11 protein-coding genes and 1 pseudogene are annotated in these 13,130 nt (G+C 65.3%); 9 read left to right on the plus strand and 3 right to left on the minus strand.

Features of this window, described 5'->3' with window-relative positions:
* Positions 1-199 precede the first annotated feature (199 nt).
* The 9 genes and pseudogenes from AB7290_RS10545 (at position 200) to AB7290_RS10585 (ending at position 9,418) form a co-directional block, all read left to right on the plus strand.
* A complete protein-coding gene (locus tag AB7290_RS10545; protein ID WP_014493096.1) occupies positions 200-592 on the plus strand; it encodes a BlaI/MecI/CopY family transcriptional regulator in 393 nt (130 codons plus the stop codon).
* Positions 589-3,108, plus strand: coding sequence for a M56 family metallopeptidase (locus AB7290_RS10550; protein ID WP_135214133.1), 2,520 nt, complete (start codon positions 589-591; stop codon positions 3,106-3,108). Before AB7290_RS10545 ends, AB7290_RS10550 begins: the two co-directional genes overlap by 4 nt.
* Positions 3,109-3,170: 62 nt before the next feature.
* Positions 3,171-5,183, plus strand: coding sequence for a serine hydrolase (locus tag AB7290_RS10555; protein WP_244623081.1), 2,013 nt, complete (start codon positions 3,171-3,173; stop codon positions 5,181-5,183).
* Positions 5,184-5,368: 185 nt separating this feature from the next.
* Positions 5,369-6,850 (plus strand): DUF1800 domain-containing protein, encoded by a 1,482-nt coding sequence (locus AB7290_RS10560; RefSeq protein WP_071910568.1) that lies wholly within the window; start codon positions 5,369-5,371, stop codon positions 6,848-6,850.
* A 2-nt stretch (positions 6,851-6,852) separates the two neighbouring features.
* Positions 6,853-8,102: pseudogene (locus AB7290_RS10565) on the plus strand (DUF1501 domain-containing protein).
* Between the two features lie 30 nt (positions 8,103-8,132).
* Positions 8,133-8,300, plus strand: coding sequence for a hypothetical protein (locus tag AB7290_RS10570; protein ID WP_166101541.1), 168 nt, complete (start codon positions 8,133-8,135; stop codon positions 8,298-8,300).
* A 152-nt stretch (positions 8,301-8,452) separates the two neighbouring features.
* The gene (locus tag AB7290_RS10575) at positions 8,453-8,968 is read left to right on the plus strand and encodes a septal ring lytic transglycosylase RlpA family protein (protein ID WP_085401556.1); all 516 of its coding nucleotides are present in this window, start codon (positions 8,453-8,455) and stop codon (positions 8,966-8,968) included.
* A 111-nt stretch (positions 8,969-9,079) separates the two neighbouring features.
* Positions 9,080-9,235: a hypothetical protein gene (locus AB7290_RS10580; protein WP_014493103.1), complete on the plus strand. Its 156-nt coding sequence runs from the start codon at positions 9,080-9,082 to the stop codon at positions 9,233-9,235.
* A 6-nt stretch (positions 9,236-9,241) separates the two neighbouring features.
* Positions 9,242-9,418: a hypothetical protein gene (locus tag AB7290_RS10585; RefSeq protein WP_167767957.1), complete on the plus strand. Its 177-nt coding sequence runs from the start codon at positions 9,242-9,244 to the stop codon at positions 9,416-9,418.
* Between the two features lie 139 nt (positions 9,419-9,557).
* On the opposite strand, the gene AB7290_RS10590 is transcribed toward AB7290_RS10585, so the two are convergent.
* From AB7290_RS10590 to AB7290_RS10600, 3 genes are all read right to left on the minus strand, one after another.
* Positions 9,558-9,863, minus strand: a complete 306-nt coding sequence (locus AB7290_RS10590) for a hypothetical protein (protein ID WP_014493104.1) — start codon at positions 9,861-9,863, stop codon at positions 9,558-9,560.
* 111 nt (positions 9,864-9,974) lie between these two features.
* Positions 9,975-10,247 (minus strand): hypothetical protein, encoded by a 273-nt coding sequence (locus tag AB7290_RS10595; RefSeq protein ID WP_063979744.1) that lies wholly within the window; start codon positions 10,245-10,247, stop codon positions 9,975-9,977.
* Between the two features lie 130 nt (positions 10,248-10,377).
* Positions 10,378-13,068 (minus strand): flavin-containing monooxygenase, encoded by a 2,691-nt coding sequence (locus AB7290_RS10600; protein WP_441253379.1) that lies wholly within the window; start codon positions 13,066-13,068, stop codon positions 10,378-10,380.
* Positions 13,069-13,130: the final 62 nt, after the last annotated feature.

Below are 13,130 nucleotides of genomic sequence, written 5' to 3' on the forward strand. Positions count from 1 at the left end.
GCCTCCACATCGTCATGGCCGGGCTTGTCCCGGCCATCCACGCTTTGCCGCGCGGGACGAAGAACGTGGATGCCCGGGACAAGCCCGGGCATGACGGCATAGCAACACCATTTCAGGTGGAATCGCCGTTGCGCGGCGCGGCCGCATATGCGACGATCTGTAGCGTTACAAGAAAACTCAATCCGCAAGGTCAGATGCCATGGACGATCGTTTGCCCGAACTGGGCGACCTCGAGCACGAGGTCATGCAATTGGTTTGGGCCCATGGTCCCGTTACGGCCGAGGTCGTGCGCGAGCGGCTGTCGCGGCGTCTGAAGGAATCCACGGTCCGCACGGTGCTGCGCCGGCTGGAAGAAAAGGGCTATGCTCGGCACACCGTGGACGGACGCACCTATGTCTATCACGCTGCAGAAGAGCGCGCGCGGGTCGCGGCCAAGGCGGTGCAGCGTATCGTCGACTGGTTCTGCAACGGCTCGATGGAGGAAGTCCTCGTCGGCATGGTGGACAATGCGATGCTCGACCAGCAGCAGCTGCGTACACTGGCCGACCAGGTGGCCAAGGCGAAGAAGGCGAGGGGAGTGAAGAAAGAATGATCGCAACTCTGGCTGAGGCGGCGCTACGCTCCTTCGTGCTGGGAGGCGTCGTCTGGTTCGGTCTCAACCTGTTTCGCGTGCGCAATCCGCACGTCCACATGACGGCGTGGGTCGTCGTGCTGCTGGCATCGCTGGCGATGCCCTTCGTGATGCATTGGCCGACGCTGACGATCACCCGGATGCCTCTGCCGGTATCCGTACCGGATGATTTCCTGCCGGCCGACGTCTCGATGCCGGAGGCCCTGCAACCCGCGCTGCCGATTCCGCCGGGCGCTGCTGTCGTGGCGCCGGCAAAAGCTGCTGTATCGATCAATTGGTGGCTGGTCGCCACCATCGTCTATGCCGGCGTCGCCGGCGCGTTGCTGCTGCGGCTGGCCATCGGTCTCTGCCTGACCTGGCGTCTGGCACGCGCGGCAAGGCCGATGAGCGGCCCGCAGCTGATCGACGCCGACGTGCGCGTCAGCCGCGAGGTCGGCGGTCCCGTCACGTTCGGCTCGACCATTCTGGTGCCGCCGCAGTTCTCCGGCTGGGATGCGAAGAAGCGCCTCGCGGTGCTTGCGCATGAGGGCGCGCACGTCGCCAATCGCGATTTCTATGTCCTGCTGCTCGCCTCGCTCAACCGTGCAGTGTTCTGGTTCAGTCCGTTCTCGTGGTGGCAGCTCGCGCGCCTTGCCGAGCTCGCCGAGATTATCAGCGACGCCGAGGCGATCGAAGTCATCGACGACCGGTGGTCCTATGCCGAAATCCTGCTCGATGTCGCAACCAGCGTAAATCCGCGGCCGGTGGAGCTCGCGATGGCGCGGGTATCGACCGTGCGCGCCCGCGTCGAGCGCATCATCGCGGCCGCCGCCATGCCCGTCGCGGTCGGCTGGCGCAAGCGGCTGTGGATCGCGGCCGCGATCATTCCGGCTGTGATCGTGTCCGCCGGCATGATCGCCTATCGCACCCCGGATCCCGTGCCCGTCGCCGCGGATACCGGCGAGGTGCCGGCAGAGCATTACCGCCCCTTCGTCAATTTCTACGCCATGGGTCCTGCCTCGGTGTTCGCCATCTTCCGCGAGGGCGACGACCTCTACGGCCAGCTCACCGGACAGCGCAGGCTGCGCCTGACGGTTGGCAGTGACGGCACCGCGGCCTATGCGGCCTCGTCCGGCGAGATCACGTTCCCGCTCGATGCGGAGCGCCGCTCCTCCGAGCTGACGCTGCGCATGAACGGCCGCGATATCCGCGCGGTTCGCGTCGCCGAGATGCCGACGGCGGCCGTCGATCCTGCATCGCTCGATCAATATGTCGGCTGGTACAGGATCGCGCCGAACCGCGTGCTCACCCTGCGGCGTGACGGCGATCGTCTCTGGTTGCGTGAGACGGGGCAGGGCGCAACGCAGGTCCTCGCCGAGGGCGCTGACGCCTTCTCCTTCCGCGGCGACCATCTCTTGATCTTCCTGCGCGACGAGCAGTCGAAGGTTGCACGCGTGCTGGTGCAGAGCGCGATGTTCGGCGCTCGCCTCGCGCCTCGCGTCGATGCAGCGGTGGCCCAGGCGGTCGAGGCGGATTTCACGCGCCGCCTTGCGGAAGTTCCTGACAGGTTCAGGGAGCAGGTCCCGGTCGCCGGCGGCAAGGAGATGATCTTGCGCGGGATTGAAGACTTACGCCGCGGCACGCCGAACTACGAACGCATGAGCGCGCCGCTCGCAGCCAAGGTCCACCGGCAGCTCGATGAAATGCGGGGGACGTTCCAGGCGCTCGGTGCGGTGGAATCGCTCTTCTTCCGTGGCGTCGGCCCCGGCGGCTACGACATCTATGGCGCGAAGTTCGAGAACGGCACGGCCGAATTCCGCCTGATGCTCGAGCCCGACGGCAAGGCCGGCGACGTGCTGTTCCGGGCCGACGGCAATGACGAACTCGGCGGCATCGTCTCCTGTTCGGAGGAGGCGAGCGTGCGCGGCCGCGCCGGCACCTCGCCGATCAGGATCATGGTCTACAACGAGATGGGCGAGGACCTTCAGGTCTTCAATCTCGACGCCAGCGGCAATCGCAGGATGCAGAGCGTCGTCAGGCCCAACGCGACCTGGGCCTCCACGACCACCGTGAACAATCCCTGGATGATCGCCGACAAGTCGGGGCGCTGCCTTGAGGTTCTGGTGCCGGGCCGGCAGACGCGCTTCCACAACGTCGAGGCGTCAAACCTCGGTGCGCGTCCCGGCCGCGCCGCGCGCCGCGCCGTTCCGATCGCCAATGGTGAGGAGATGCTGCGCCGCTACATCGATAGTGTCGGCAAGGGCCAGCCGGACTACGAGCATATGACGTCGGAAGTGGCGGACATCACGCGCCAGCAGCTTCCGTTCGATCAGGCGATCCTGGCGCGGCTCGGCGCGTTGCGTGCGGTCTCCTTCCGCGGTGTCACGGCGCTCGACAGCGACATCTATGTCGCGCAGTTCGCCAACGGCTCGGCGGAATGGCGCATCGGCGTCAGGAACGGCACGATCACGAAGATCGCGCTCGGACCCAATTTCTAACGGTTCACATCTGCCGCAGGAGTGCCTGTTCAGATTTGTTGTGCTTCTGCGGAGACTGCGGAATGAGACTCGTCGCATCGATGTGGGCGATTCCCGTTGTGCTTTGCCTGTCGGGGACGGCGTTCGCCGATGACCTCGCGACGCCGGGCGATGCGAAAAGCCTGGGGTTCTCGGCCGCGCGTTTGGCGCGGATCGCGCCGTGGTATCAGGCGCGCTTCGATTCTTTCTCGCCGTCGGACGGCCTTCTCCCCGGTGCCGTCGTCGCAATCGCGAAGGGCGGCAAGCTCGCCTATTTGCAGGCCATCGGATTTCAGGACCGCGCCAAGACCGTCCCGATGAAGACGAATTCCATCTTCTGGATCGCCTCGATGTCCAAGCCGGTGGCCAGTGTCGCCGCCATGATTCTGGTGGATGAGGCCAAGCTCGACCTCGACGCGCCCGTCTCGCAATATCTGCCGGAGCTTGCGAACATGCGGGTCGCTTTCCAGAAGGCGGACCCGGCGACAGGCGAAATGGAGTACGGGCTCGGTCTGCCAAAACCAGCAAAACGTGCGATGACGGTTCGCGATCTGTTGCGCCATACGTCTGGCCTGATCTATCCGGAGCTCGATTTTGCCTACCCGGAACCGGGCCTTGCCGACGCAAGCGCCGACTTCGGGATCCGGACGATCCATGGGCTCTACGGCTTGAGGGCCGTGCGGAGACGCGACACGACGTTGGCGGAATTCGTGTCGAGCCTGGCCCGCCTGCCGCTCGCGCACGAGCCCGGCGAGGTCCATGAATATGGCTGGAGCGCCGAAGTGCTGAGCCGGGTCGTTGAAGTGGCGTCCGGTCAGCCCTTCGATCAGTTCCTGGAGAGCCGCATCTTTGGGCCGCTGCATATGGTCGACACCGGCTTCTTTGTACCGAAGGAGAAGCTCGATCGGCTGGTCGATTCTCCCATGCCGGAACGGCCGCCGATCTGGGATGTCACGACGCCGCCAAAGTTGTTTTCCGGCGACGGCGGACTCGTATCGACCGCGCCCGACTATCTCCGCTTTTGCCAGATGCTGCTCAATGGCGGCGAGCTCGATGGCGTGCGCGTGCTCAGCCCGCATGCGGTGAAGCAGATGACGACGAACGCACTGCCATCGGGTGTCACCATCTTCGGAGGTGACGAGGTTGGCGCCCGCGCGGGAACAACCTTCGGGCTTGGCTTCGCCATCCGCGCCGATCCGGTCCAAAGCTGGATCCCGGGAGCGGTCGGGAGCTTTTCCTGGGCTGGACATTGGAGCACGTATTTCTGGATCGATCCGGCGGAGCAATTGATCGGCGTACAGATGGTCCAGGCGACGCCCGGCAGCAAAGCGCGCCAGGCGGTGCTGTATTCGGGGATCAATCACCTCGTCTATGGCGCATTGACAATTCCCGAGTCGACCGCCGTCCCGCCGGCTGAGCCGGTGACCCTGAGCCCGGGATTGCTCGCCGATTATGCCGGAACCTATGACTTCGGCGCCACGGTGAGCTCGCGTGACAGGCAGGGCCTGGCCGATGGCAAGACCGGATGGCTTGGAATCGGGAATTTCGTCGCCATGGAGCAGGAGGGGCTGAGGATCAACAAGCCGAACCCTGGCGGCGGCCCCGCAACCAAGGTCGGTGTGACGGCGGGTGACCTCATCACTGAAATTGACGGCGCGCCGCTGAGAGGCCTCGCGCTCGCCGATGTCCTGGCCAAGCTGCGAGGGCCAGCCAACTCGACGATCAAGATGAAGCTCGTCCATAAGGGGCAAGACGGCGTGAACGACCTCAGTGTCGTGAGAGCCGACCGCCGTGTCAATTCGGTCCGGCTTCAGGTTCGCGTCGCGGAAGGCAAGCTCGTCGCGGAAGCGACGGGGGTCTGGCCGGTCCTCGAATTCGAGAAGGGCAAGGCGACCCCGTTCGTGGCGACATCAAGCAACGAATTCACCGCAGCCGACGAAGATCGTACCCGGATCGCTTTCGTCAGGGACGCCGCGGGCAAAGTCTCTGGGCTCATCTTGAATCCTGGGCCTTGGGAGCAGCACGCGGCGAAGATCGCGCTCGGGCCGAATTTCTAGGCCTCTCACGCGCGTCCGCCGGGCAGCGGATGCGCGCTTGTTCTACCGAGATAGTGCAGCGGCGTTTTCAATCCCGGCTTGCGCAAGCCGATCTCTAGTGTTACGGTCTGTAGCATTACGGTTCGTAGTCCGCACGCGGCAACATCGCGCTGCCGTCGGGTGGCTCGGAGAATTGGGCGTTCGCCATGAGCAATTCTGCAAAGGCTGAAGCGGTGCTGGCGCTTCATCGGTTCGGGATGGGGCCGCGACCGGGATCACTTGCGGCTGTCGGGACCGACCCGCGCGGCGCGTTGATCGCAGAGCTCGATCGGCCGCTCGCATTGAGCGCCGCCGCCAGCCTTCCCACCAGTGCGAAGGCCTATCGCACAGTGGCCGATGCCAATGCACGGCGAGCCGCGCGCGCCAAGCAGGCGCAGCAACAGGCCAAGAAGCAGCAGGTGGCCGCGGTGCCAACTGCTCCGGGTGACCAGGCTCAGGCTCAGGCGCAGACCGAGGGGCAAGCGCCAGCGCAGGGCCAGGAGAAGGATGCTGCCGAGATGGCGGCCAAGCAGGCGGCCGACGCCGTTCCCGATCCCGGCCGTCCGATCTACTTGCAGGAAGCCAAGCTGCGCATCGAAGCCGCGCTCGCCGCCGACATCGGCTTCGCCGAGCGGCTGGTGTGGTTCTGGTCCAATCATTTCTGCATCTCGGCCTACAAGATCCAGAGCATGTCGGGTGCTTACGAGCGCGAGGCCATTCGCGCAAATGCGCTCGGCCACTTCGTCGATCTTCTGCTGGCGGTCGAAGGCCACCCGGCGATGCTGTTCTATCTCGACAATCTGGGCTCGATGGGCGCGAACTCGATCGCCGGCATCAACCGCAGCCGCGGCCTCAACGAAAACATTGCGCGTGAGATCATGGAATTGCACACGCTGGGTGTGCGGACCGGCTACACCCAGGACGACGTGATCAGCTTCGCCAATGTGTTGACGGGATGGACGCTTGTTCCGCCCGGAGACAATCCCGAGCACGGCGGCGAATTCACCTTCAATCCGCGGCTGCACGAGCCCGGCGGGCAGACCGTGCTCGGCAAGCGCTACGAACAGGAGGATGCCGAGCAGGGCCGCGCCGTGCTGCGCGACCTCGCTGCGCATCCGGCGACCGCGACCCATGTCGCAACCAAGCTCGTACGGCATTTCGTGGCCGACGAGCCGCCTCCGCCACTCGTCGAACAAATGGCGAAGACGTTCCGCGACACCGAGGGCGATCTCAAGCAGGTCGCGATCACGATGGTCTCGTCGGACGACGCGTGGCGCGGGTCGCCGTCAAAACTGAAGCGTCCGAGCGAATGGGGCGTTGGCATGGTGCGCGCGACCGGGATTACGGTCGTCGACCCCACGCGTTTCACGGCGGGCCAGGAGCTGCTCGGCGAAGGGCTGTGGCGGCCGTCGGCGCCCAAGGGCTATCCGGATGACGAGGCAAGCTGGATCGACGGCATTGGCCGGCGGCTCGACATCGCCAACAATTTTGCCGAGCGCGTGGCGGCCACTGCTGATCCGCAGGGGATCATCGAGGACGTCTTCGCATCGCAGATCGCGCCCGAAGTGAAGCAGGCGGTCGGCCGCGCCGAGAGCCGCCAGCAGGCGCTGGCGCTGCTGTTCATGTCGGCAGATTTTCAGAGGAGGTGAGCATGGGCTTCGTCAATCATTTGCCCACGCGGCGCGAGCTTCTGGTCGGCTCCGGTGCGCTGTTCGCGTGGAGCCAGATGCCGCGGATCGCACGTGCCGAAGGGCGCGATCCGCGCCTTCTCGTCGTCGTCCTGCGTGGCGCGCTCGACGGTCTCGGTGCGGTCGCGCCGGTCGGCGATCCCGACTGGGTCGGCTTGCGCGGCGATCGCGCGCTGGTGCTGGACGGCAAGCCGCCGGCATTGCCGCTCGATTCCTTCTTCGCGCTCAACCCGGCGATGCCGAACCTGCACCGGCTCTACAAGACCGGCAAGGCCGCAATCGTCCATGCTGCCGCGACGCCCTATCGCGAGCGCTCGCATTTCGATGGCCAGGACGTGCTGGAGAGCGGGTTCACCAAGCCCGGTGCCACCGCATCGGGATGGCTCAACCGCGCGCTGCTCGCGATGGAGTCGGGTGGGCGCGTCGATCCGCGCGGCAGCCGTGCGCTCGGCATCGGCTCGGTGACGCCGCTGGTGGTGCGCGGCTCGGCGCCCGTCATGACATGGGTGCCGCAAAAACTGTTACCGGCGAGCGAGGACACGCAGAACCGCCTGCTCGATCTCTACCAGCACACCGATCCGAAGCTTGCGACCGTGCTCCAGGCACGCATGAAGCTCGCCTCGCTCGGCGGCGCGCCCGGCACGGGCGATCCGATGTCGGACGATCCGACATTGATGCCGCCCGGCATCGCGCGCGTGCGCGCCTACTTCGCCGAAGCCGCCGGCACCGCCGCGCGCTATCTCGCCAAGCCCGACGGCCCGCGCGTCGGCGCATGGGCTTCGTCGGCTGGGATACGCATATCGCCGAAGGCGCGGCGTTGGGCCAGCTCTACAATCTGCTCGGTGCGCTCGATGGCGCCTTTGCGGCGATCGAGACCAACATGGGCGAGGCGTGGCGGGAGACGGTCGTCGCCGTCGTCACCGAGTTCGGGCGCACCGCGCGTATCAATGGCACGCAGGGCACGGATCACGGCACCGGCACGGTCGCCTTCCTCATTGGCGGCGCGCTCGCCGGCGGCCGCGTGATCGCGGACTGGCCGGGACTGAAGTCCGCGCAACTGTTCGAGGATCGCGACCTCAAGCCGACCACCGATCTCCGCGCTGTGCTGAAGGGCCTGCTCAGGGACCATCTGCGCGTCGAGCAGAAGGTGCTGGCGGATGCGGTCTTCCCCGGCAGTGCTGACGTCAAGCCGATGGGCGGCCTCGTCGGCTGACGGCGCGGCCTGCGCAACCGGATCGGGTCCATGATGTGCACACTGACGCAACGGGAACTCGACTTTCTCGCCAGTCTGAAAACCGGCTGGCGGCGGCTCTATCGGCGCGAGCTGATGCGGCTCCTGAAGGGTGACACCGAGGCGAGCGACGCGCAGCTGGAGACGCGCCCGATCGTCTGGCGTGTTGTATCGGGTTAGTTTTTCGCGAGTCTGGCTCGACTTAGGACACGCCACTGTGGTGGAATCGCCACAGCCGGCGCGAAACGGTCGTGGCCCTAAGCCTGCTTTCCTTCAGCCAAGGTTCTGCCCTCATTGCCCGCCGAAACTCCGGGCAGTTCGGAGGGCGTACCATGTCTCGCATTGCACGTGCCGAAAGTGCCCGAATTTCCCTCGCAAGCTCATGCCGGTTGCTGCTCGCCATCGTCGGTGCCGCATCGCTCGCCGCCTGCGCACAATCGCCGGTCGGCCGCCAGAAGGCCGATCTTGGCACCAATCGGCAGGCTGCAGTCCAGCGGCCCCATAGGGTAGCGGCCTTGCATCCGCGTCCGATCAGCCGGGTACGCGTCCCCGACCGTGACGCAAAGCAAACCGCTTCGCACGGCGTTGCCAGCTTCTATTCGGACACGGAGACCGCGAGCGGCGAGAGGTTCGACAAGAACGAATTGACCGCGGCGCATCCCAGCCTGCCGTTCGGCACCAAGCTGCGCGTCACCGATGTCTCCTCAGGCCGCTTCGTGACCGTCAGGGTCAACGATCGCGGGCCCTATGTTCGTGGGCGCGTGGTCGACATCTCGCCGTCCGCGGCCGAGGCGCTCGGCATGGTCGACAAGGGCATCACCAATGTCCGGCTCGACGTGGTGCGATAGAGATTGATTGACTTGAGCCGCCCCGCTTAACCGAGTGTTAGTCGCCCTGGCGCACCATGAGTGCCCAAACAAGTCGGGGCTCCAATTTGGAGTCCTCGGGGGAGGCGGCGTTTGAACACGATCCAGTATCTCGAAGATCAGGCCGCGCGCGCCGAGCGGCTCGCCAAACGGATCACGGATACGCTGACGATCGAAAAGCTCCTGACCTTCGCCGGCGAACGCCGCCGCGAAATCGAGGTCATCGCCGGCAAGTATCGGCGCGCCTGATAAACCATGCACTGGACGCATTCGCCCTCGCTGCGAGGCGCGGAACTTCTGTTCGTCTCTGGCGTCAAGTCATTGATGAATGTGGAGGAGGAAGTCATGGGTTTTGGACGAGGTGCTTTGCTTTGGCTGCTTGGCGTGCCGCTGCCGATCGTTCTGCTGCTGGCATTGTTCTGGCACCACTAGAGCATGATCCAGAAAGCGTGACGTGTTTTTTCCGATAAGATCACGTATCAAACAATGATGTTGCCACACGAAAAGCGCCGCGGAAGCGGCGCTTTTTTTTGCCTGCGATTTGAGACGTATCAACGAGGACGAGGCGCGGTCAGCTATGGCTCTCGACGAAGTCGCTGAGATAGTCGGGAAGCCGGACGCCATCGATGTCGCAGCGCGCCTTGATCTCGCCGGCGATTTCGGTCGAGATGTCCTTCATCCAGTGTTCGAGCGTGTTGAACGAGATCACCTTGATCGGATCGTTGAAGCAGCCGGCGACGAGCTCGCCGATCGTCGCTTCAAGATCGCTTCGTTCGATGCGGATTTCAGTCGCCTTGTCGCGGCGATCAATCACCACGAACAGGGTCTGGTCTGCGCCATAGGGCACGACCGCGGATGGTACGCCGGCTTCAAGCATCTTGGGGCTCTCGTCTCGACTTCCGATCCCGGTTAACGGGAAAATCCGGTAGAAGGTTCCTGCCTCGTGAAAAGCTTGTCGCGCGCGTGCAGCTTCCGCGTCTGCACGCAATCAGAGAAATTCTCTCAACCGCGATAGCTCGATGACATGCTCGGGCGAGAGGATATCGGTGACCAGCGGCGGCTGCGCAATCGTGTGAATCTCATAGAGATGCCTGGTCGTGGCCGGCTTCTCCATGAAGGCCGATATGCACTGGTCGAGCGTACCTTCGCTCACCTGATAAGAATCCCTGTCCGGTCGGCGCTGGTTCGCAAGCGACGGCCATTTATGCAGGGTTGCAGGCGCTCCGAAATCGACCTTTGAATCCGCAACCACGTCTCCCATCGTCCCTCACGCAACAAAAATTGCCCCAACACGCGGATCTGCGTGCCGGGGCCCACACCTATCACTGCATCTTAATGCCAAGCGCTTAACGCAGCAGCCGGGAAAAGGTTCCCGGCCGCCTTGTCGCAAATCAGCTCGCGGCCGCCGCGATTCTGTGGCCCGGGCTGGCATGATCGTGGCTATCCTCATCGCCGCGGCTGACTTTCGGCGGAAGCCCGGCGAAGCGCCGCAGGGCTTCGGCCATCTGCACCCGACCCGCTACACCGGTGATCACCACGTCGACCATCGCAAAGGACGAGTGGAAATGGCCGCGCGCCCTGAGCTGCTCGACCGGGACGCCGGCGGCCGCCATTGCCTCGGCATAGGCGATGCCCTCGTCGCGCAACGGGTCGAATTCGCAGGTGACGACCAAGGCCGGCGGCAGGCCGGCGACGTTGCCGCGCAGCGGCGAGACGCGCGGATCGGTGCGGTCGGCCGGTGAGCAGTAGAGGTCCCAGAACCAGTACATCAGCGAGCGCGTCAGGAAATAGCCGGTCGCATTGTCGTTGTAGGAGGGCCGGTCGAAGGTGCAGTCGGTGACCGGGCAGACCAGGAGCTGGCCGGCGATCTCAGGCCCGCCGCGATCGCGCGCAAGCTGGCAGGTGACGGCGGCGATGTTGCCGCCGGCGCTCCAGCCTGCGACCAGCACCGGGCCCGGCCTGCCGCCAAGCTCGGTCGCGTGCTCGGCGATCCAGCGCGTTGCCGCATAGCCGTCCTCGGCTGCGGTCGGGAAACGATGCTCGGGCGCGTGGCGATAGCCGACGCTGACGAACATCATGCCGGTCCGCCGCACCAGATCGCGGCAGAGCGGCTCGTCCGATTGCTCGTCGCCGAGCACCCAGCCGCCGCCGTGGAAATAGACCACGACCGGATGGGGCCCCGGCGTTGCCGGCTTGTAGATCCGGTAAGGCAGCGGGCCGTCCGCGCCGGGCAGCGTGCCGTCGACGATTTCGCCGATCGGCCGTCCCGCGGGCCGGCCCTTGTTGAACTCGTTGACGAAGGCGCGTGCGCCGAGCGCGCCCATCGACTCGATCGGCGGCAGGTTCAGCGATGCCAGCAGGTTCAGCACCAGCCGCACATCAGGCTGCAGGCATACCACCTCGCCGTCGTTGCATTGCGCGGCGCCGTTGGGGACGGTCAGCTTGAAGCCGAGCATGCCGCGGGCCGTGACCTCGTCGCAAATGCTACGATAGGGGCCGACGCCGCCGGTATAAGGCATCAAGCCCTGCACCTTGCCGGGAACGTTAGCGCCCGTGTACCAGGTGTTGGCGAGCCGGTGCAGGGTCACCATCGAACAGTCCGTCATGTGCCGGCCCCAGCCGGCCTGCGCCGTCTCGGTCGGCTCGATCGTGGTGAAGCCGGCGTCGCGCAGCGCAGCGACGCGGTCGACGACCCAGTCGACATGCTGCTCGATCGACACCGCCATGTTCGACAGCACCGACGGGCTGCCGGGCCCGGTGATCATGAAGAAGTTGGGGAACCCTTCGACCGTGACCCCGAGATAGGTCTGCGGCCCCTGCGCCCAGACATCGGTCAGCGACTTGCCGCCGCGTCCGGTGATCGGATGCACGGCGCGGATCGCGCCGGTCATGGCGTCGAAGCCGGTCGCGAACACGATGACGTCGACATCGACGCTGCGCCTGGCCGTCGTGATGCTGTTCGCGGTGATCGCCTTGATCGGCTCCTGGCGCAGATTGACCAGCGTGACGTTCGGCCGGTTGTAGGTCGCGTAGTAATTGGTATCGAGGCAGGGGCGCTTTGCGCCGAAGGGATGGTCGTGCGGCATCAGCGCCGCCGCCGTCTCCGGATCCTTCACGGCAGCGCCGATCTTCTCGCGGATCAGCTCGCCGATCAGCGCATTGCCGTTGAAGTCGACGCCCTGGTCGGCCCAGAGCTGCGTCAGGATGTGGACGAGGTCGCCGGCTGCCCAGGCACGTTCGAACCGCTCTCGACGCTCGGCATCGCTCAATTGCCAGCTCACGACGGTCTGCTGCGGATAGGGCACGCCGGTCATCGACTGTCGCGCCTGCTCGCGATAGGCCGCGCGGTCGCTCTGGAAAATATCCATGCGATCGGATGGCGAGGGGCCGTTATGCGCCGGCAGCGCGAAGTTTGGCGTGCGCTGGAACACGGTCAGATGCGCGGCCTGCTCGGCGATCAGCGGGATCGACTGGATGGCCGACGACCCTGTGCCGATCACGGCGACGCGCTTCCCGGCGAGATCGACGCCGTCATGCGGCCAGCGCCCGGTGAAATAGACTTTGCCCTCGAAATCCTTGACGCCGTCGATCTCCGGCGGCTTCGGTGCGGAGAGGCAGCCTGTGGCCATGATATAGTGGCGGCAGGAGACCGGCGTGCCGCTGCTCGTGGTGAGCTGCCAGCGCTCAGTCGCTTCATCCCATTTGGCTTCCGTGACCTTGGTCTTGAAGCGGATATCGCGGCGCAGATCGTAGCGGTCGGCGACGAAGCCGAGATAGCGCAGGATCTCGGGCTGGGTCGCGTACTTCTCCGACCAGGTCCACGCGTTATCGAGCTCCGGATCGAAAGTGTAGCTGTAGTCGATGGTCTGGATATCGCAGCGGGCGCCGGGATAGCGGTTCCAGTACCAGGTGCCGCCGACATCCCCGGCTTCCTCGAGGGCGACCGCCGTGAGGCCGGATTTGCGCAGGCGATGGAGAAGATAAAGGCCGGCAAATCCGGCACCGACCACGGCAACGTCGACTTGTTGGGCTGTTCCACTCGCCGCTTTGGACTCACGTGCGGCGACCATTGCGTCTGGCATGGTATTCCTCCCGTGTCTTTTGTTTTGCCGGCAGGCTATCGCCGCAGGCTTGGCTTGTCATC

The sequence above is a fragment of the Bradyrhizobium sp. 613_E4_N2_2 genome (assembly GCF_052075995.1).
Lineage (GTDB): Bacteria > Pseudomonadota > Alphaproteobacteria > Rhizobiales > Xanthobacteraceae > Bradyrhizobium > Bradyrhizobium barranii.

Bases quoted from the DNA above. Each gene is read 5' to 3' on its own strand.
- AB7290_RS10545 (WP_014493096.1), top strand. From the start codon at position 200: ATGGACGATCGTTTGCCCGAACTGGGCGACCTCGAGCACGAGGTCATG.
- AB7290_RS10550 (WP_135214133.1), top strand. From the start codon at position 589: ATGATCGCAACTCTGGCTGAGGCGGCGCTACGCTCCTTCGTGCTGGGA.
- AB7290_RS10555 (WP_244623081.1), top strand. From the start codon at position 3,171: ATGAGACTCGTCGCATCGATGTGGGCGATTCCCGTTGTGCTTTGCCTG.
- AB7290_RS10560 (WP_071910568.1), top strand. From the start codon at position 5,369: ATGAGCAATTCTGCAAAGGCTGAAGCGGTGCTGGCGCTTCATCGGTTC.
- AB7290_RS10570 (WP_166101541.1), top strand. From the start codon at position 8,133: ATGATGTGCACACTGACGCAACGGGAACTCGACTTTCTCGCCAGTCTG.
- AB7290_RS10575 (WP_085401556.1), top strand. From the start codon at position 8,453: ATGTCTCGCATTGCACGTGCCGAAAGTGCCCGAATTTCCCTCGCAAGC.
- AB7290_RS10585 (WP_167767957.1), top strand. From the start codon at position 9,242: ATGCACTGGACGCATTCGCCCTCGCTGCGAGGCGCGGAACTTCTGTTC.
- AB7290_RS10590 (WP_014493104.1), bottom strand. From the start codon at position 9,863: ATGCTTGAAGCCGGCGTACCATCCGCGGTCGTGCCCTATGGCGCAGAC.
- AB7290_RS10595 (WP_063979744.1), bottom strand. From the start codon at position 10,247: ATGGGAGACGTGGTTGCGGATTCAAAGGTCGATTTCGGAGCGCCTGCA.
- AB7290_RS10600 (WP_441253379.1), bottom strand. From the start codon at position 13,068: ATGCCAGACGCAATGGTCGCCGCACGTGAGTCCAAAGCGGCGAGTGGA.